The sequence below is a fragment of the Streptomyces sp. NPDC001728 genome (genome assembly GCF_040297565.1).
Classification (GTDB): Bacteria; Actinomycetota; Actinomycetes; order Streptomycetales; family Streptomycetaceae; genus Streptomyces.
Genome location: NZ_JBEOZK010000029.1, coordinates 15,809 through 33,150 on the forward strand (window position 1 = coordinate 15,809; position 17,342 = coordinate 33,150).

Sequence of the window (17,342 nt, forward strand, 5' to 3'; positions counted from 1 at the left end):
TGCCTGGATCGGGAGTCGATCGGCGGAGCCTTGCCCGACGCAGCCCCGCACAACGATGCCGAACGAATGCTGCCGCACGTCAATCAGCGGTGACGCGGGTGCCGATATCGCGCCCTTCGCAGACCGCGGTCATGGCACCTGCCGTCGCGGCATCGAAGACATGCATCACCAGGCCCTGCTCCTCGGCCAGCACGAAGGCCGCGGTGTCCATCACCTTCACCCTCCGCTCCAGAGCCTCCCGGTAGGCGCGTACCGCTTCGCGTCCGGATGCGTCCTCGGATCGCTGTCGTAGACGCCGTCCACGCCGCGCTTGGCGACCGGCAGCACATCGGCCGACAGTTCCAGGGACCGCTGCACCGCTGCGTAGTCGGCCGTGACAAACGGCTGTCCGGTGCCTCCGGCCAGCAGCACGATCCGGCCGCGCCGCAGGTGCCGGTCCGCACGCAGCCGGATGAACGACTCGGCGAAGCTCTGCATCGGGACGGCCGTCATCACCCGCACGTCCGGTTCGCCGCACGCGGTCAGCGCACCTCGCAGCATCAGGGCGTTCATCGCCGTGCCGAGCATGCCGATGTCGTCCGCCTCGGCCCTCCCGATACCCCAGTTCCCGGCCAGCCGTCCCCGGAAGAGGTTTCCCCTCCGACGACCACCGCGGTCCGCACCCCGCAGTCGTGTACCGAGGCAACCTCGTCCGCCAAGTGCGCCAGGCAGGCAGGATCAGTCCCGGCACCGGCCGCCCCGGCGAACGCCTCGCCGCTGAGCTTGACCACGACACGCGCATAGCGGCCCACGGTTCTCCCTCCCCGCGCCTTGAGGTGACCCCGCCGCGTGCGGCACAGGTCACCGAGCACGGACCATCGGGTGGTCGCCCGGCCATGTGGACAGCCACAAAACCAGGCTCGGGCGGCGCCCCCAGCCGCGCACCTCGCCCATGAACCCCGGCGATCCACCCAGGCGCCTGTGACGCCGCGCGGTGCTGCGGCTGCCGACCGGTTCCGCCCGCCCTAGCATGGAGCCCATAGGGCAGGGAGTGAGAAGCCGCCGAGTTCCGCCGGCGCTGCGCGCGGCGCGGGCGACTCGTGGGCTGCCGCCTGCACCCCGTCACTCCTGAATGAGCGGACCGCTCCCCGTACCGGCCACGGCACCGCCGAGGCGTGCCCGTCGTCCCAGGTGGCGCAGGGGAGTCACGCACGAAAGGAAGGGGAAGACCCATGCCCGAGACGACCCACCACCCCGACTTCGAGCACGCCATCCACACCGCGAACATCTGGCTGAAAGCGGTGGCGGAAGCTCTGGAAACTGAGGACCGCCACGCTGCCCACAGGGTGCTGCGGGCCTGGCTGCACACGCTCCGCGACCGGCTCACCGTCGATGTGGCCGCCCACTTCGCGGCCCAGCTCCCCGACCTGTTGCGGGGCGCCTACTACGACGGATGGGATCCCAGCACCGTACCGGTCAAGTATGACCGTGAAGGCTACGTCGACCGCTTCGTCCAGGAGGCGAAGGTCACCGCCGAGGAAGTACACCGGATCGCTCCTGTCGTCACCGGCGTCGTACGCGAACATGTCTCGCCCGGACACCTGGAGGCGGCACTGGAGCAACTGCCGCACGACATCCGGGCGATCCTCCTTCAGCCGACCGGCTGATCGCTGCTGCGGGTTCGCACCCGTCGGCATGGCGTCAGCTGTCTCCGCTGGTCCCGCACCGCTCTCGCAGTCGACGCGCGGTCCGTCGGAGAATGCGCTCGTAGGTGTGTGAACGTGGGGTCGCGGGACCAAGTGCCTCCTCGCGCCGAGCGCGTCACAGCCCGCCAGAGGTTCGGCCATCGATGGCGAGGGAGCCGTCCGGTCGTGCAGGCGGGCAACCGAAACCCGGCCGTGTGTCTGAGGAAGCGATCGTGGAAGAGCAGCAGGAGGTCCTGGCGCGGACCGTCGGCGCGGTGATGCGCCCCGCAGTGGTCACGGTCGATGTCGGTGAAACGGTGCTCGTGGCGTGGGAGCTGCCGCAGCGGTCGGGTTCCCGTCACCTTCCGGTGGTGCGTCCGGACGGTCGCTGTGCCGGCCTGCTGGAGAGGGCCGATGTGGCCGTCGCATGTGGGGCCCCCGCCGTTTCGCTGTCCGCGCTGCGGGTGGACGAACTCCTTCGAGGGCACGGGACGGCGCTCGTACACGTGGAGCAGACCGTGCGCCACGCGGTCGACCTCATGACGTACACCGAATCCGACGCCCTTCCGGTGCTGGCTGAAGACGGGCGTCTCGCCGGGGTGCTGACGGCTGCCGACATCGTCTCGGCCCTCGTCGGCCACCCGGCACGGAAGGAGCCGGCGGACCGTCGGCCACAGGCCGGCACGGTGTTGCCCGGGCTGCCGCCACGGCGGGGCTACCGTGGTACGGCTGTTCCCTGACCGCCGGAGACGACGCACGAGGGAGGCGAGGCGTGGACAGTGTCACTGCACGCGCTGGGTATCGCGGTGTTCCGCACACGGCGGATCTGCGGGTGGAGGCGTGGGCCCCCACGCGTGAGGAGTGCATGGCGCAAGCCGTACGCGGGGTGTGCGCGTCGTTCCTGGACTTGACGGGGGCGACCGGCGGCCGGCGGCGGGACGTCGTGGTGCGGGCGGAGCGGGACGAGGACGTGCTCGTCGCGCTGTTGGACGAGGTTGTCTACCGGCTGGACACCGAGGGCGAGGTACCGGTCGATGTCGAACTGACCCCGGCCGACGGTGGGGTGAGGGGCGTCCTGTGGATGGCAGATGCCGGGTCGCTGCCCGTGACGGGTGCCGCTCCGAAGGCCGTCACGCTGCACGGGCTGGCCGTGACGCACGGGCCGGACAGCTGGACGTGCTCGGTGACACTCGACGTGTGACTCCCGCCGGGGACGGGAAGACGTCGTGCTCAGCCCGCTCGGTCTTTACGGAGGAACTGGCGCAGCCGCCGAAGGGGCCAGGTGTTGATGACGTCGTCGGGGCTGAGCCATCCGCGTTGTGCTGTGCCGACGCCGTAGCGGAGGTAGGCGAGCTGGGGGATGGAGTGGGCGTCGGTGTCGACGGCGAACGTCACCCCGTGCCTCCTGGCCCGGATGATGTCCTCGTCGCCCAGGTCGAGGCGGTCGGGCTGGGCGTTGATCTCCAGAGCCGTTCCGGTGCGGGCGCACGCCGCGAACACCTCGTCGAAGTCCGCGTCGATGCCCGGCCGTTTGCCGATGAGGCGGGTGGTGGGGTGGCCGATGATGTGGACGTGGGGGTTCTCGCAGGCGCGTACGAGCCGCCGGGTCATCGCCTCCCGGCCGAGGCCGAAGTGGGAGTGCACCGAGGCGACACAGAGGTCGAAGCCCTGGAGGAACGCGTCGGGCCAGTCCACGTCCCCGTCCGGGCCGATGTTGAGTTCGGTGCCGTGCAGGAGCCGCATCCTGTGGTGCCGGCCGTCCAGGGACCGTACGTGTTCGCGCTGGGCGAGGATCTTCTCGTCGGTCATGCGCTGCATGGACAGGTCGGGTGCGTGGTCGGTGACGGCGTAGTACGCGTAGCCCCGTGCGGCGGCGGCCTTCACCATCTCCTCCAGCGGGGCGAGGCCGTCGGTGAGGTCGGTGTGGGTGTGCAGGTCGCCCCTGATGTCGTCCTCCGTCACCACCTCGGGCAGCTCCCCGCGGAGGCCGGCTTCGATCTCGCCGCGGTCCTCGCGCAGCGTGGGCGGGATCCACGGCAGGCCGAGCCGGGCATAGACCTCTTCCTCGGTGCGGGAGGCGATCCGCTCGCCGCTCTCCGTCTCGAACAGGCCGTACTCGGAGAGCTTCAGCCCGGCGTGGACGGCGATCGTGCGGGTGTGGATGTTGTGCGCCTTGGAGCCGGTGAAGTACTGCAGGGCGGCGCCCCACGATTCCGGCCGCACCACGCGCAGGTCGACCTGGATGCCGTCGACGGTGCGGACGGAGGTCTTCTTGGGGCCCTGGACGAGGACTTCCGCGGTGGAGGGCAGCTCGGTGAGCGCGTCCATGAACGGCGCGGACCGGGCGGCGGCGACGAGGACGTCGATGTCGCCGATGGTCTCCTTCATGCGGCGCAGCGATCCCGCGTACGCGCATCTCTCACAGCCCGTGATCCCTGACAGCTCCGTGACGATGTCCTCGGCGGCCTCCATCGCGGCGCCGAGCAGGATGCGCCCGCCCGCCTGCCGCAAGAGTTCGATGCCGTGCAGGAGGTTCGCCTCGGTCTTCTCCCCGAAGCCCCGCAGATCACGGAGTCTCTCCGCCTTGATGGCGTCGGCCAGCTCGTCCACCGAGGAGACGTGCAGATCCTCGTAGAGCGCCATCGCCTTCCTGGGACCGAGGGTGGGGATGGTCATGAGCTCCCGCACGCCGGGCGGGATCCGGGCCCGCCGCTCCTCGACCACGGCGACCTTGCCGGTGCGGAAGTACTCGACGACCTTGTCGGCGATGGACTTGCCGACGCCCGGGATCTCCCGCAGACTCGCGACGTCGAGGTGGGACACGTCGGCGGGGTATCCGCCGATCGCGCGGGCCGCCTTCTCGTAGGCGCGCGCCTTGAACGCGCCGCCTCCGGTGATGGCGATGAGGTCCGCGTACTCCTGAAGGAGCGCTTCGACCTCTTCGTTGGGCCGGACCATGTCTTCCAGTCTAGGAACCGGGTGTGCGCCGCGCTCCTCCGCGCGCGAAGCGGCGACGCCGAGCGTCTACTGGAGTCACGGGCCCGGGAAGGGACGACGGGCATGGATATCACCCTGGTCGAGGAGACGCCGTTCCGCTTCCGCGTCGAGCGGCAGGCGCCGATGCGCGTGCCCGGGGTCGTCTTCGCGACGCGGGACCTGCTGCCGCAGGCTGCGGGGGACAAGGCGCTGGAACAGGTCGTGAACGTGGCGACGCTGCCGGGCATCGTCCGCGCGTCGTACGCCATGCCCGATGTGCACTGGGGGTACGGGTTCCCGATCGGCGGGGTGGCGGCCACGGATGTCGATGCCGGCGGGGTGATCTCGCCCGGCGGTGTCGGGTTCGACATCTCCTGCGGCGTCCGGCTGCTCGCCGCCGGCATCGACCGGGGCGCCCTGGCTCCTCGGATGCGGCGCCTGATGGACATCCTTGGCGACACCGTTCCGCGCGGCCTGGGACCGGGCGGGCTGTGGAAGCTGTCCGGGCGCTCCCTGGAGGGAATCATGGTCGGCGGAGCCGCGTACGCGGTCGAGCACGGCCGGGGCGTGCACCGCGACCTGGAGCGCTGCGAGGACCGCGGGACGCTGGCGGGAGCCGATCCGTCGCAGGTCGGCCAGCGGGCGGTGGACCGTGGGCTGCGGCAGGTGGGGAGCCTGGGGTCAGCCAATCACTTCCTGGAGGTGCAGGCCGTGGAGCGGGTGTACGACGATGCCGCGGCGACCGCGTTCGGTCTGCACACCGGTCAGGTGTGCGTCATGATCCACTGTGGTTCACGCGGCCTGGGGCACCAGGTGTGCAGCGACCACGTCCGTGTGATGGACCAGTCGTTGCGCTCCTTCGGCATCCACCTGCCGGACCGGCAGCTGGCCTGCGCGCCCGCCGTCTCGACCCCGGGCCGCGCCTATCTGGGGGCGATGGCGGCCGCCGCCAACTACGGGCGCGCGAACCGGCAGTTGCTCACCGCGGCCGCGCGCCACGCCTTCGCCGTCGTCGTGGGGGAGGGACTCGACCTGGTCTACGACGTCTCCCACAACATGGCGAAGATCGAGACCCACGAGGTGGACGGTGTCCGGCGTCGGCTGTGCGTCCACCGCAAGGGCGCGACCCGGGCCCTGCCGCCCGGCCATCCGGACCTGCCCGACGACCTGGCTGAGGCCGGGCAGCCGGTACTGGTTCCCGGCACCATGGGGACCGCCTCGTACGTCATGGCCGGCACCGCCGGCAACGAAGCCTTCTGGTCCTCCGCCCATGGTGCCGGACGCGTCTGGAGCCGCCATCAGGCGCTGCGCCGCGTCCGTGGCGAGGAGCTGCACGAGGAGCTGGAGGCGCACGGCATCGCAGTGCGGCCGAAGTCCTGGCGTGCGCTGGCCGAGGAGGCGCCCGACGCCTACAAGGACGTCGACGCCGTGGCCGCCGCCACGGAGGGCGCGGGGCTCGCCCGGCTGGTCGCCCGCCTGGTACCGCTCGGGGTCGTCAAGGGGTGACGGAGCGCCTGCCCGCGGTCACGTCCTCCGCGCACGAGTGTCCGCGGAGGACGGTCCGGGTGGTTCCTCCAGGACGCTCCAGGCGACCGGACCCAGCAGGTCGGCCCAGTCGCCGGAAGACGTCGATGAGCATGGCGTCCACGGTGAGGACGCCCACGACCCGCTGCCCGTCCACCACCGGCAGCCGGCGGACACCCGATCTGCGGAAGGTCCGGTAGGCCGTGTGGATGTCGTCGGCGACGCTCACCGTGATCACCGGCGAGGTCATCACCGCATCGACCGCCTCGGCCGAGTCCAGGCCCCTGGCCAGAGCACCCAGGGCGAGGTCGCGATCGGTGACGATGCCGCGGAGGGCCCCGCCCTCGGTGACCTCCACGGAACCGACCCCGTACTCGGCCATCTCCCGGGCGACCTGCCCCAACGGTGTCCTCGTGGGCACGGACACCGCCGGACGGCTCATCGCTTCGGATATTTTCATCGGCCGGTGCCTACAGTTTCTGGGACAGCAGCAGTTCGTGGGCCAGCCGGGCGCCGCGGGCCGCCTGCGCCTCCCTGTCGGGGTCCTGGGAGGGAATGTCCTCCAGCCCTTCGGCCAGTGCGCGGACGGCCTGGGCCAGGACCTGCACCCGGGTCTCCGGGATGCGCAGCCTCTCGTGCTCGTCCGCGGCGATGCTCTCGGACATCGCGTCTCCTTTCGCGGGGGGAACGGGGAGTGGGATCTCCCCGTCAGTGTGCCGTAGGGTGGTGTTCACCGACGCGGGGTGGAGCAGCTCGGTAGCTCGCTGGGCTCATAACCCAGAGGTCGCAGGTTCAAATCCTGTCCCCGCTACCAACGCAACAGCCCCCTCGACCACCAGGTCGAGGGGGCTGTTCGCATTCAACGCACGCATGTGCCGTCGAGACGGCCGGGTGCATGCGAATCGGGCGGTTCTACTCGCCGGGCCGCACCTTCACGATCTTGATGTCCGTGGCGCCCTCCGCTTCGAGATCTGCCTTGCGGTGTTCGGCGCTGGGCTGGTCGTAGCTCACCGTGGACACCATGGTCTTGCCGTCGCGCGCGCGTACCCACTTCACCCGGTAGTTGACCATCGGTACGCTCCCTCGTCCGCTCCGCACTCGTCGGCCCGGATCAGCAGGCCATGTCTTTGCATCCGGTACGGACATCCGCCCGCCCCAGGTCGACCGGATCTCATCCAACAACTTCGGGTAGTGCTCTCCGTGCGTGTTCAGTGCATGCCACACCGCATCCAGAGCTGCTTTGAGCGGGTCGGGTTCGGCAGCAGCGAGTACGGCGGGGAGAGCGAAATGCGGCTGTGAGATGGGCCCACGGACCTGCGGTGCGCTGGCAGGGAACACCAGCTCGGTGAACACCATCGGTGCCTGGCTGCCCGGTAGCCGGCCAAGCTCGTAGCTCGTCTCCCCGTCGCTCTCTTCTGCGGTCTTGACCCACATCAACCCTGCCGGCGCAGGGGGAAAGTACCGCCCCCGCTGGGGCGGTACTGCCCCGAGAACATCCGGGCCCGGTTCGAGAGGGGTGGACTCCAGAGCCTCCCGCATCCGGGCCGCGTCGTCGAAAGGGGGCGGTAGCGGATGCCCCTGCGTCAACGCGGCGAGCGCCCCAGCGACCCACGGCACATCGGTCAGGCCCGCCACCTCGCAGGCCCGCTGAGCGGCGAGCACCGCCACGGCCCGCTGGACGTCGGGATCCGCGGCGCCGAGGTCGTGGACCAGGTCACCGTCGAAGTCGAGCAGCCCCAAGACGTTGCTCTCGCGGACACGGCGCAGCGACTCACTCGGCAGTCTTCCGCCCCACCGCCACCTCTCGTAGTGCAGCTGCGGATCCTCCGTGCCCCCTACCCCATCTGAGACCAGCTTGTGCACAACGCCCCCCGTTCGGGACGGCCTCTGAAATCCCCATCGGATCTGCCGTCACGTCTCCCGCATCATGCCGCAGGCCACTGACACGCCCGGGACACGGGCCGGGGTGACGCGGCCGAGCGGTCGTTCATGTCCGGCCGCCGTGGCTCTCGCGTACGGTAACCGCCGCCCATCTACTGGCGCCGACTGGCTACGACGCCGTTCAGATCGGCTCGCCTTGACTAGTAGGGCTTGGTCAGGTCCGTAAGGATGCGGGTATGTCGCGGTGGCAGGTGGGGCAGGCGCCGGCCCAGGTGGCGAGGAGGAACTGAAGCTCGCGGACGACCTGGTAGAGGCTCAGGCCGATGCCGTTTCTTTTGGGGCGTGGGTCAGCCTCCGCAGGGTGCGGAAGGCGTGGGCGAGAGAGACGAGGGTGACGTGGTGGTGCCAGCCGTTGAAGGTGCGGCCCTCGAAGTGTGCAAGCCCCAGGGCCTGCTTCATCTCCCGGTAGTCGTGCTCGATGCGCCAGCGGAGCTTGGCCAGGCGGACCAGGGTGGTCAGCGGGGTGTCGGCGGGCAGTTCGGAGAGCCAGAACTGTCCCGGCTCGGCCTCCTTGGCGGGCCACTCGGCAAGCACCCAGCACTCGGCAAGTTCAACGCCCTCGGTGGCATCGCGGATCTCGCGGCCGGCGGGGCGGATCCGCAGGGCGACGAACCGCGAGTACATGCGCTTGAGCCCGGGCGGGCCGAGGCCGGGCCTGCCGGTTGCCGTCCTCGCCCAGCCGAGCCGCCATCGGCTCCACCGACTTGCGCCGCCCGTCCAGCAGCAGTCCGCGTACGTACGCCTGCCCCCAGCGGCGCTGATCCGCGCGCGTGAACGCCTCGAACATCTCCGCTGCAAACGCCTCCAGGTCCTCACGGACCTGACCCAACTCCCCAGGTGTCACACACCATCAACGCGCCCACCGGCACAAAGACACGCCACCCGCGAGCACACCTGACCAAGCCCTACTAGGGCAATCGATGCTGCGGCCGCCCACGGCGGAAGGTCGGGGGTGACGTGGCCGCGGTCGAGCGGTCCGCCGACCGCGCGTCCTGGACGTGGCGGTCAAGGCGAGAGCGCTGCGCCGCGGGCCAGCTGGTGATCATTCGGTCGGGGTGCTGGTCTGGGAGGGAACCAGAGGGGCCGAGTGTACGGTTCGCCATCGGTATGCCCCGTCCTGCCGGCGTAGTTCCACCAGTTCCACCGATGTGACGTCCAGTACGGCGGGTGGCAGTGAGCGGAGCGGCGCTACTGCATCAGCGACGGGCGCGGCCTGCCGTGTCCGGTTGTTGTAGGCGATCCCGAGATGCGGCCGGAAGGCGTTCGTGGGACTGCCGCCGGGAATGCGGACCTGATAGCCGACGGTGCTGAGAGCGGCGTGGAGCTGGATCATGGGGCGCCAGGGCGTGAGGCTGAACCGGACGGCGCCGCGTGAGCCCGTCAGCGGATGGGCAAGGAGATGAAACGCTCGAACGGGCAGGTTCTGCGTCAGGTCGATGAGCTGTTTGACCTGGTGCTCGGACACTTGGTCCGTAGGGCCGACTCGCAGCATCGTCACGTGCAGCCCGTCACTCGGGACGGGATCCATCCCGAGGTGGTTCAGGGCCTTCTGGCAGTGTTCTGTCAGGCCGAGGAGTTCGGTTGCTCCGGAGAAGGTGAGCATCCAGTAGTACGAGCGCTGCTGTTCGGACCATCCCGGACGGTCCCAGTGATCGCCCATCCGTTCAATCTCCTGGAAGGCGTGCCAGTCGTGTCCGACGATCGCGTCTGGATCGTCGAGATCGGCCGGTGGCTCGCAGGGGAAGGCGCTGGGGTCGTTCACCAGCTCGGGCGTCACAGGGCTCCTCGGTTCTTCTCAGGGGGCGATCCGGGCGTGCGGAACTTCGGCGAGCGGTCCTGCCTGGGGCTGCGCCCGCCAGCTCCGCAGCTCATCCGCATAGTCCCTTACAACGCGTTCGTCATGCCATCGCTCGGCGCCCACGTACAGCTCCGTCGCCCTCTCCCAGACCGACTTGATCGGCCGGCCGATGCCGGCTCTCAGTGCCTTACCGCCCAGGGCCATGGCATGTTCGACCTCGGGGGAGTCCTGCTTCAGCGGGGCTGATGCCACGTCCAGGCCGACCAGGGCGCGACTCCAGTCCGAGGGGGAAGGCTCGACCAGGTCCTCGATCTCCTCAGCGTGTGCGACGACCTCGGCCGTGTCGCCGAGCGAGAGGCGCGTCGTGATGGCGTTCGCGAGCGTCCGGGGCATCGAGTAGGGGTCGAAGCTGATGCACGAGGTCAGACCGTTGGGGAGCGATGGCTGTTGATCTGACAGATCAAGTGCCCGTCCGATGGCGGCCTCAGCTTCGCCGCGGTCGCCGGACGTGCGAGTGCGCGGGAACGGCCGTTGACGAGCCGGATGGCCTGCGGGGTGTCCGGATCCAGCGCGATCCCGGCGGAGGCCGCATCGTCGGCTTCCGCGTACCGCTTGTGGTAGTACAGGCCGAGCGAACGGGTGCCCGACGCCCACATCTGCATCGAGACCTCGCCGATCTCGCGGGCCAGCGACTCCGACTCCGCGCAGTAGGCGTTGACCACCTCGAACCGCGCGCCGGCGTCGACGGCCATGTACCCCAGAAGCCCAGCGGCCTGGGAGGCGAGTCGGAAGAGTTCCGCGCGCACGCGAGGGGGCTGCTGACCACCGAGGACTCCGTGGAGCATCTCGCGGATGAGGCGGGCCTCACCGGCCAGCTGGTGCGGTCCGAGCGCCTCGTACCGGCTCACGATGCTGGCGATTGACTGGGTCACCATCATGAGGACGGGGGCATCGGCGTTGGAGCTGGTAAGCCTGTGCGTCTGCGCGACAACTGCCAGCGGGTCATCGAACTCAGGGGCCAGAGCGGGAGGAGCTGTGGCCCCAGTGGTGAAGTCGATGGAGGGGCGGGGGACGGGTTCAACCTGCTCGAACAGTCGCTCGGGCGACATGTCGAACATGTATCGGAGGACGAGGTAGGCGTCGTGGCGAGGAGCACCCCTGAACGTCCCCGTGCGGCCCATCCACCGGTTGAAGGAACTGCGGGAGACATCAGCCCGCGCGAGTCGAGGGTCGTTCTCCCGTTCGGCCGCCCGTTTCTCCGCCTCGCTGAAGTGAATGCAGAACTTGTCGTATGAGTCCCAGTGCCTCTCCTGCACCAGGAGAGTGAAGCGTGTGGTGGCCATGCTTCCTCCTTCAAAGCTGGGTTCCGGATGAGCGGATTGCGCGCGGCGGCGAAGGACTACCTGGACGCCAGACGCGCGGGATCGGCCCTTCTGCCCGAAGGTGAGCAGGGCACGTCATAGAGGTCGGGATTGCGCGGGCGGGTCACCGTGGGAGAGGTCCATTCCTCGATCCCGAGTTCGGTGACGAACTGGACGGGCGCGTCCAGGAGGTGGCTCGTCCGTCCGCCAGCGGAGTCCGCCTTGACGCCGCCGGAGACATGGATGTGCGGCGCGACGCGGTCGTTCTCGGCATCCCCGGCGAGAGTTCCGCTGCCGAGGACCTCTAGGGAGGAGAAGCGGCGAGGCCTGTACAAGAAGAAGCAGGTGCGCCGAGTGAAGCGGCAGCTGTCCACCCGATCCGTGCACCAGGCAGCCCAGAACGCCTACTACGTATGGGGATTCGCTGGGTGGACCTACATCTGGACCATCGCCTTCACCGGACTGCGGCCGCCGGGCGAGATGTTCGGACTGCAGCGAGGCTACGCCTCGCCGTACTGGCCCGCCTCCGAGCCGGACGCCGAACTGCGCGTGGAGGCCCTCCAGCGGTACGAGTCCCTCCACGCTCTCCGGGTGCAGTACCAGACCTTTCGGGCCGACAAGAGAGCAGTGCTGGCTGCGCCGAAGTACGACAGCTGGAGGACGATCGTCATCCCGCCGTTCCTGCACGAGATGCACCAGGCCCTCCTGGCGTCGCACGACCAGCCGTGGGTGTTCCTGTCGATGCAGGGCAAGCCGCTGTTGAGCACGAACTTCGATAACACCTACTGGTTTCCGATCCGGGACGGCGCCGAGGAGCGCGCGTCCCGGCCTCGGTACGAGCGGTGGGCCCGGCCAGCACTGCCGTCCGCCGAGGAGATGGCTGGAGAGGACATCTATCGGCTGCGGCACTGGCGCAAGGCGAAGTTGGATGAGCCGGGCGACATCCCACGGGTGGCAGTCGAGGAGCGGATGGGCCATGAGCTGCCGGGAGTGGAGGGAACCTACAGTGAGGTAACACTCGCGATGGAGGAGCGGATAGTTGGGTACTTCCAGAGAGTGTGGGAGAAGGAAGTGGTGGGGGCCGGGCTGTGGACGCCGACCTTTCCCATGCCTCTCCCAGACAGTCCCGCGAATCCGGCTCCGTCGCTGTTCAGCGGCCTTCCCATCCTGGAGTACGAGTGATCGTCTGGATCAACGGTGCGTTCGGCGCGGGGAAGTCCGGAACCGCACGCGAACTGGTCGATCTGATCCCGAACAGCACGCTGTACGACCCCGAGGTCACCGGCGGGGGACTGCGCCGGCTCCTGCCGGCCAAACGGCTCGCGGAGGTCGAGGACTACCAGGACCTGCCGATCTGGCGGCGCCTGGTGGTGGACACCGCGGCGGCCCTGCTGGCGGAGGTCGGCGGAGTCCTGATCGTTCCGATGACACTGCTGCGCCAGGAGTACCGCGACGAGATCTTCGGCGGGCTCGCCGCCCGTCGCATCGAGGTGCGCCACGTTCTGCTCGCTCCGGAGGAAACGATCCTGCGACAGCGCATCGACGGACGGGCGGAGTACGGCGACCCCGAGACCGACGCCCGCGTCCGGGAGTGGAGCCACGCGCACATCGCGCCCTACCGCGCCGCGGCGGACTGGCTCACCCGCGACGCCTACGTCCTCGACACCTCGGCGCTCACCGCCACCGAGGCCGCCCGGTCCGTCGCCGACGCGGTCCGGTCCGGCCTCGCCACCCCCTGCGGCATCGTCCAGACCCCCGAGCCGACCGGCGAGACCCTCGCCGCCGGGGTCCTGCTCTTCGACGAGCAGGACCGATTCCTCCTGGTCGACCCCACCTACAAACCGGGCTGGGAGTTCCCCGGCGGCGTCGTCGAACCCGGCGAACCACCGGCCCGAGCGGGCATGCGCGAGGTGACCGAGGAGATCGGCCTCGAACTGGACGCCGTACCCCGCCTCCTGCTCGTGGACTGGGAACGCCCCCGGCCCCCGGGCTACGGAGGACTGCGCCTGCTCTTCGACGGCGGCAGGCTCGGCGCCGCCGACACCGCGCGTCTCCATCTGCCCGGCGCCGAACTCCGCGGCTGGCGCTTCGTCACCGAGGAGGAGGCCGCCGACCTCCTGCCGCCCGTCCGCTACCGCCGCCTCCGCTGGGCCCTGCGCGCCCGCGAACGCGGCACGGTCCTCAACCTGGAGGCGGGCGTCCCGGTCGGCTGACCCCGGCATCTCGAGGGTGACCGGCAGCTCCGGGGCCGGGACGGCCGGGCGGCGCCCGTCCTCGTTTCGCCTGTCGTCATTCGTTTGCTTGCCGACACCGGCCTTCAGGGGACGGAACACGCGTCGGGGCCTGCGTCGCCGTCAGGGCACACGATCTTCATACGCCTGCGGCCGGTTCTGCGGCGCTGTTAGCCTGCGGTCCATGATCAAGGGCAGTGTGGCAGGTCGAATAGGCCGGATGGCGGGGGACAGCGGGCCGGAGCGCGTGCTGGTCGCCGCCAGTTTCGTCAACCGGGTCGGCAACGGTCTGTTCAACGCGGCGTCGGCGCTCTATTTCACCTTGGTCGTGGGCCTGCCTGCGGTGCAGGTCGGCGCCGCGCTCACCATCGCCGGAGTGATCGGCTTGTCCGCGGGGGTACCCGGGGGACATCTCGCTGACCGGCGCGGCGCACGCGTGATCATGATAGTGGCCCTCGCGGTCCAGGCGGTATCGATGGCGGCCCTCGTCCTCGTCGAGAGCTGGGCCGCGCTCACGATCATCGCGACGGTCGACCAGATCGCCGCGGCGGTCGGAGGGGCGGCGTGGGGCGCTCTGGTGGCCCGGGTCGGGGGAGAGCGACCGGCCGTGTTCCGGGCGAAGCTGCGCACCTTCGTCAACCTCGGCGTCATCCTGGGAACGCTGGGTGCCGGGCTGGCGCTGGCCGCGGACACCCGCGGCGCCTATGTCACGCTGATTCTCGGCAACGCGGCGAGCTTCGCCCTGTGCGCGGTGCTTCTGCTTCTGCTGCCCCGCTATCCCGTGCTGGCGGCGCCGCCGCAGCAGCGGCGCTGGCTCGTCTTCGCGGACCGTCCGTTCCTGACGTTCACCGCCCTCTACGGGGCCATGGGACTGCAGTACCCGGTGGTCTCCCTGCTCCTGCCGATCTGGATCTCCGAGCACACCGAAGCGCCGCGCTGGACGGTGGCCGCGCTGTTCGCAGTCAATTCCGCCTTCTGCGTACTGATGCAGACCAGGATCGGATCCCGAATCGAGACCCCGTACGACGGCGGCAGGGCGTTGCGCACCGCGGGGCTGCTCTTCCTCGTCAGCTGTCCGATGATGGCGCTGGCGGCGTACGCCCCTGTCTGGGCGGCAGCGGGACTGGTCCTGGCGGCGATCTTCGTCCACAGCCTGGGAGAGGTCTGGGAGTCCTCGGCGTGCTTCGCCCTGGGCTTCGGTCTCGCCCCCCGCCATGCCCAGGGCCAGTACCAAGGTGTCCTCGGCCTCGGCTTCAACGCGGGCCAGGCTCTTGCCCCCGCGATCCTCACCACGGTGGTGCTGGGCCTCGGCATGACGGGCTGGCTGCTGCTGGCGTTGTTCTTCGCGATGCTGGGTGCTGCCGGCCCAGCTCTTGCCCGCTGGGGTATGCGGACCCGGCCGCAGCCGGGCATTGCTGCGGAAGCGACGAGTTGACCAGGGAGTAGGTGCCAGAAGCCCCTACGGCTGAACTCCTCAAGCCGAACCCCTACGCCCGGGCCGCTTCCGCCGCCGCCGCGAACCTCACCGCCGTGTTCGAGGTCACCGGCGCCCCGTGCCCGCAGCACAGCACCGACGGGGCCAGCTTCGCGAGGCGTCGCATCGAGTCCAGGGCGAGCGGGCGGTCGACGTGCAGCACGCCGAACATCACGTCCGGCGCCGAGGCCACCGTGTCCCCGGTGAACAGCACGCCGTGGCGCGGCAGATGGACGGCGATCGAGCCGGGGGTGTGGCCCGGACCGTGGACCGCCACGGCCCCGTCGCCGAAGCCGAGCTCCTCGCCGTCCTCGACCTCCCGGTCCACCCGGGTCGGCGGGGCTTCCGGCGAGGTCACACCGTGCTCGAAGATCGGGCGTTCCCAATCCAGGAGGTCCGGCTCCGGGACCGGGGCCTCGCCCCGGATCACCGGCGCGTCCAGCCGGTGCGCGAGGATCTCGGCCCCGTGCCGGTCCGCGAGCTCCTGGGCCGAGCCCACGTGGTCCCGGTGGCAGTGGGTCAGCACGATCCGGCGCAGCCGGTCCGGATCCAGTCCGGCCGCCCGGATCGCCGCCGCCGTCCCGTCCGCCGTGCCGGCCCAGCCTGCGTCGATCAGGGTCAGCTCCTCCTCGTCCTGCCAGACGTACGCCTGGCCGATGGAGTAGTCGAGGAGGTGCAACCGAGGGGTGATCCGGGTCAGTTCGATGGATGCCATACGGCGAACCTACGCATCCGCGCAGGTCCGCCGTATGCCTCTACGCTCTCGGCGAGCTTCGCCGAACGCTGAATCGGATCAGCCGTGGGCCGTGAGCCGTCAGGCCTGCTTCGAGCGGGCGTAGTTGACGAGGAAGAGCGCCTCGGCGACCGAGAGCCGCTCCAGCTCCTCGGGCGAGACCGACTCGTTCGGCGCGTGGATCTGCGCCTCCGGCTCGCTCAGGCCGATCAGCAGGATCTCCGACTCCGGGTACAGCGACGCCAGCGTGTTGCACAGCGGGATGGACCCGCCCATGCCCGCCGTCTGCATCTCCTGACCGGGGTACGCGACCCGCATCGCGTCCGCCATCGAGGCGTACGCCGGGCTCGACGTGTCCGCCTGGAACGCCTGCCCCTGGCCGACCTGCTCCAGCGACACGCGCGCGTTCCACGGCGTGTGCTTCTCGATGTGCGCGAAGAGCAGCTTCGTCGCCTCGGCCGCGTCCTGGCCGGGCGGCACCCGCAGGCTGATCTGGGCGCGCGCCGAGGAGGGGATCGACGGGGTCGCGCCGGCCACCGGGTGGCAGTCGATGCCGATCACGGTGACGGCCGGGCGGGCCCAGATCCGGTCCGCGACCGTGCCGGAGCCCGGCAGGTCGACACCCGCGAGCACCTTCGCGTCCTTGCGGAAGTCCTCCTCCGGGTACTGCAGGCCCTCCCAGGCCTTGTCGCCGGGCAGCCCGTCGATGACGGTGGATCCGTCCGGGCCGCGCAGCGAGTCCAGTACGCGGATTAGCGCGGCCAGCGCGTCCGGCGCGGCGCCGCCGAACTGACCGGAGTGCAGATTGCCCTCCAGGGTCTCGATGCCCACCCGGATCATCGTCATGCCGCGCAGGGTGGCGGTCACCGTCGGCAGGCCCACCCGGAAGTTGCCCGCGTCACCGATCACGATGGCGTCCGAGACGAGGAGTTCGGGGTGCTGCTCGGCGTACCGCTCAAGACCGCCGGTGCCCTGCTCCTCGGAACCCTCGACGATCACCTTGACCGTCACCGGGACGCCGCCGTTCGCCTTGAGGGCGCGCAGCGCCAGCAGGTGCATGACGACACCGCCCTTGCAGTCGGCGGCGCCGCGCCCGTACCAGCGTCCGTTGCGCTCGGTCAGCTCGAACGGCGGGGTGTGCCAGGCGGACTCGTCCAGCTTCGGCTGTACGTCGTAGTGCGCGTAGAGCAGGACCGTCGGCGCACCGGCCGGGCCGGGCAGGATGCCGTAGACCGACTGCGAACCGTCCGGGGTGTCGAGCAGCGCCACGTCCTGGAAGTCCTCGGCGCGCAGGGCGTCCGCGACCCAGTTCGCGGCGGCCTCGCACTCGCTGCGGGGCGCCACGGCCTCGTCCGCCACCGACTCGAAGGCCACCAGCTCGGTGAGCTCGGCCTTGGCCCGGGGCATCAGGGACCGGACGGTCTCGGCGATCGGATTCGAGGTCATGGGCACGCTCCTGATGGGTGCGACGTTACGACGTAAGGACGGCGATCGGCGTATGTCGTGGTACGGCGAACGCACCGCCGATCCTACGGCGCGGGCGCCTGGCTACCGCGCCGTAGGATGCGTCAGGAGCAGACCACCGGTCGGATCAGGAGCAGAAGCACATCGTGAGCAGCGAGCACGCAGAGAACGCCGGT

Annotated in this window: 19 protein-coding genes, 1 tRNA gene and 2 pseudogenes; 8 read left to right on the forward strand and 14 right to left on the reverse strand. The window is 70.1% G+C overall.

Translation table 11 applies throughout. The features are described from left to right. Positions 1 to 79 precede the first annotated feature (79 nt). Positions 80 to 220: a hypothetical protein gene (locus ABT154_RS31100; protein WP_351861315.1), complete on the reverse strand. Its 141-nt coding sequence runs from the start codon at positions 218 to 220 to the stop codon at positions 80 to 82. Next, entirely contained in the window at positions 217 to 711 is a 495-nt protein-coding gene (locus ABT154_RS31105; protein ID WP_351861405.1) for an amino acid kinase family protein, read from the reverse strand. Before ABT154_RS31105 ends, ABT154_RS31100 begins: the two co-directional genes overlap by 4 nt. A gap of 500 nt (positions 712 to 1,211) precedes the next feature. Here ABT154_RS31105 and ABT154_RS31110 point away from each other — a divergent pair, with 500 nt between their 5' ends. From ABT154_RS31110 to ABT154_RS31120, 3 genes are all read left to right on the forward strand, one after another. Then, positions 1,212 to 1,646 carry a DUF2267 domain-containing protein gene (locus tag ABT154_RS31110; RefSeq protein ID WP_351861317.1) on the forward strand — a complete coding sequence of 145 codons (435 nt, stop codon included), beginning with the start codon at positions 1,212 to 1,214 and terminating at the stop codon, positions 1,644 to 1,646. 182 nt (positions 1,647 to 1,828) lie between these two features. Continuing rightward, positions 1,829 to 2,404 carry a CBS domain-containing protein gene (locus tag ABT154_RS31115; RefSeq protein ID WP_351861319.1) on the forward strand — a complete coding sequence of 192 codons (576 nt, stop codon included), beginning with the start codon at positions 1,829 to 1,831 and terminating at the stop codon, positions 2,402 to 2,404. 32 nt (positions 2,405 to 2,436) lie between these two features. Next, on the forward strand, positions 2,437 to 2,865 hold the full coding sequence (locus ABT154_RS31120) for an archease (RefSeq protein ID WP_351861321.1): 429 nt from the start codon (positions 2,437 to 2,439) through the stop codon (positions 2,863 to 2,865). A gap of 29 nt (positions 2,866 to 2,894) precedes the next feature. Here ABT154_RS31120 and polX read toward each other — a convergent pair whose 3' ends face one another. Continuing rightward, on the reverse strand, positions 2,895 to 4,622 hold the full coding sequence (gene polX / locus ABT154_RS31125) for a DNA polymerase/3'-5' exonuclease PolX (RefSeq protein WP_351861323.1): 1,728 nt from the start codon (positions 4,620 to 4,622) through the stop codon (positions 2,895 to 2,897). Positions 4,623 to 4,724: 102 nt separating this feature from the next. Between polX and ABT154_RS31130 the strand changes: the two genes are divergently transcribed. Next, the gene (locus ABT154_RS31130) at positions 4,725 to 6,146 is read left to right on the forward strand and encodes an RtcB family protein (protein WP_351861325.1); all 1,422 of its coding nucleotides are present in this window, start codon (positions 4,725 to 4,727) and stop codon (positions 6,144 to 6,146) included. Here ABT154_RS31130 and ABT154_RS31135 read toward each other — a convergent pair. After that, positions 6,136 to 6,624, reverse strand: a complete 489-nt coding sequence (locus ABT154_RS31135; protein WP_351861328.1) for a CBS domain-containing protein — start codon at positions 6,622 to 6,624, stop codon at positions 6,136 to 6,138. The two genes, ABT154_RS31130 and ABT154_RS31135, sit on opposite strands and share 11 nt — an antisense overlap. 10 nt (positions 6,625 to 6,634) lie before the next feature. Continuing rightward, entirely contained in the window at positions 6,635 to 6,829 is a 195-nt protein-coding gene (locus ABT154_RS31140; protein ID WP_351861330.1) for a hypothetical protein, read from the reverse strand. A gap of 72 nt (positions 6,830 to 6,901) precedes the next feature. Between ABT154_RS31140 and ABT154_RS31145 the strand changes: the two genes are divergently transcribed. Continuing rightward, positions 6,902 to 6,978: transfer RNA gene (locus ABT154_RS31145), tRNA-Met, on the forward strand. A 98-nt stretch (positions 6,979 to 7,076) separates the two neighbouring features. Here the strand turns inward: ABT154_RS31145 and ABT154_RS31150 are convergent. From ABT154_RS31150 to ABT154_RS31180, 7 genes and pseudogenes are all read right to left on the reverse strand, one after another. After that, a complete protein-coding gene (locus ABT154_RS31150; protein ID WP_351861332.1) occupies positions 7,077 to 7,904 on the reverse strand; it encodes a DUF8636 domain-containing protein in 828 nt (275 codons plus the stop codon). Positions 7,905 to 8,360: 456 nt separating this feature from the next. Continuing rightward, positions 8,361 to 8,813: pseudogene (locus tag ABT154_RS31155) on the reverse strand (transposase); the annotation flags it as partial. A gap of 4 nt (positions 8,814 to 8,817) precedes the next feature. Beyond that, positions 8,818 to 8,892, reverse strand: a pseudogene (locus ABT154_RS34025) (hypothetical protein); the annotation flags it as partial. A 255-nt stretch (positions 8,893 to 9,147) separates the two neighbouring features. After that, on the reverse strand, positions 9,148 to 9,882 hold the full coding sequence (locus ABT154_RS31165) for a 2'-5' RNA ligase family protein (protein ID WP_351861338.1): 735 nt from the start codon (positions 9,880 to 9,882) through the stop codon (positions 9,148 to 9,150). 18 nt (positions 9,883 to 9,900) lie between these two features. Further along, positions 9,901 to 10,296: a hypothetical protein gene (locus tag ABT154_RS31170; protein ID WP_351861340.1), complete on the reverse strand. Its 396-nt coding sequence runs from the start codon at positions 10,294 to 10,296 to the stop codon at positions 9,901 to 9,903. Between the two features lie 29 nt (positions 10,297 to 10,325). Continuing rightward, positions 10,326 to 11,246 carry a hypothetical protein gene (locus tag ABT154_RS31175; RefSeq protein WP_351861342.1) on the reverse strand — a complete coding sequence of 307 codons (921 nt, stop codon included), beginning with the start codon at positions 11,244 to 11,246 and terminating at the stop codon, positions 10,326 to 10,328. A 56-nt stretch (positions 11,247 to 11,302) separates the two neighbouring features. Beyond that, positions 11,303 to 11,599 (reverse strand): PPC domain-containing DNA-binding protein, encoded by a 297-nt coding sequence (locus ABT154_RS31180; RefSeq protein WP_351861344.1) that lies wholly within the window; start codon positions 11,597 to 11,599, stop codon positions 11,303 to 11,305. Between the two features lie 19 nt (positions 11,600 to 11,618). Here ABT154_RS31180 and ABT154_RS31185 point away from each other — a divergent pair, with 19 nt between their 5' ends. From ABT154_RS31185 to ABT154_RS31195, 3 genes are all read left to right on the forward strand, one after another. Then, on the forward strand, positions 11,619 to 12,446 hold the full coding sequence (locus tag ABT154_RS31185; RefSeq protein ID WP_351861346.1) for a hypothetical protein: 828 nt from the start codon (positions 11,619 to 11,621) through the stop codon (positions 12,444 to 12,446). Continuing rightward, positions 12,443 to 13,477 carry an NUDIX hydrolase gene (locus ABT154_RS31190; protein WP_351861348.1) on the forward strand — a complete coding sequence of 345 codons (1,035 nt, stop codon included), beginning with the start codon at positions 12,443 to 12,445 and terminating at the stop codon, positions 13,475 to 13,477. The genes ABT154_RS31185 and ABT154_RS31190 overlap by 4 nt, the downstream gene beginning before the upstream one ends. A 202-nt stretch (positions 13,478 to 13,679) precedes the next feature. Continuing rightward, positions 13,680 to 14,930: an MFS transporter gene (locus ABT154_RS31195; RefSeq protein WP_351861350.1), complete on the forward strand. Its 1,251-nt coding sequence runs from the start codon at positions 13,680 to 13,682 to the stop codon at positions 14,928 to 14,930. Positions 14,931 to 14,982: 52 nt separating this feature from the next. Here ABT154_RS31195 and ABT154_RS31200 read toward each other — a convergent pair whose 3' ends face one another. Beyond that, the gene (locus tag ABT154_RS31200) at positions 14,983 to 15,684 is read right to left on the reverse strand and encodes an MBL fold metallo-hydrolase (RefSeq protein WP_502969629.1); all 702 of its coding nucleotides are present in this window, start codon (positions 15,682 to 15,684) and stop codon (positions 14,983 to 14,985) included. Between the two features lie 99 nt (positions 15,685 to 15,783). Then, a complete protein-coding gene (locus ABT154_RS31205) occupies positions 15,784 to 17,148 on the reverse strand; it encodes a dipeptidase (protein WP_351861352.1) in 1,365 nt (454 codons plus the stop codon). Positions 17,149 to 17,342 lie beyond the last annotated feature (194 nt).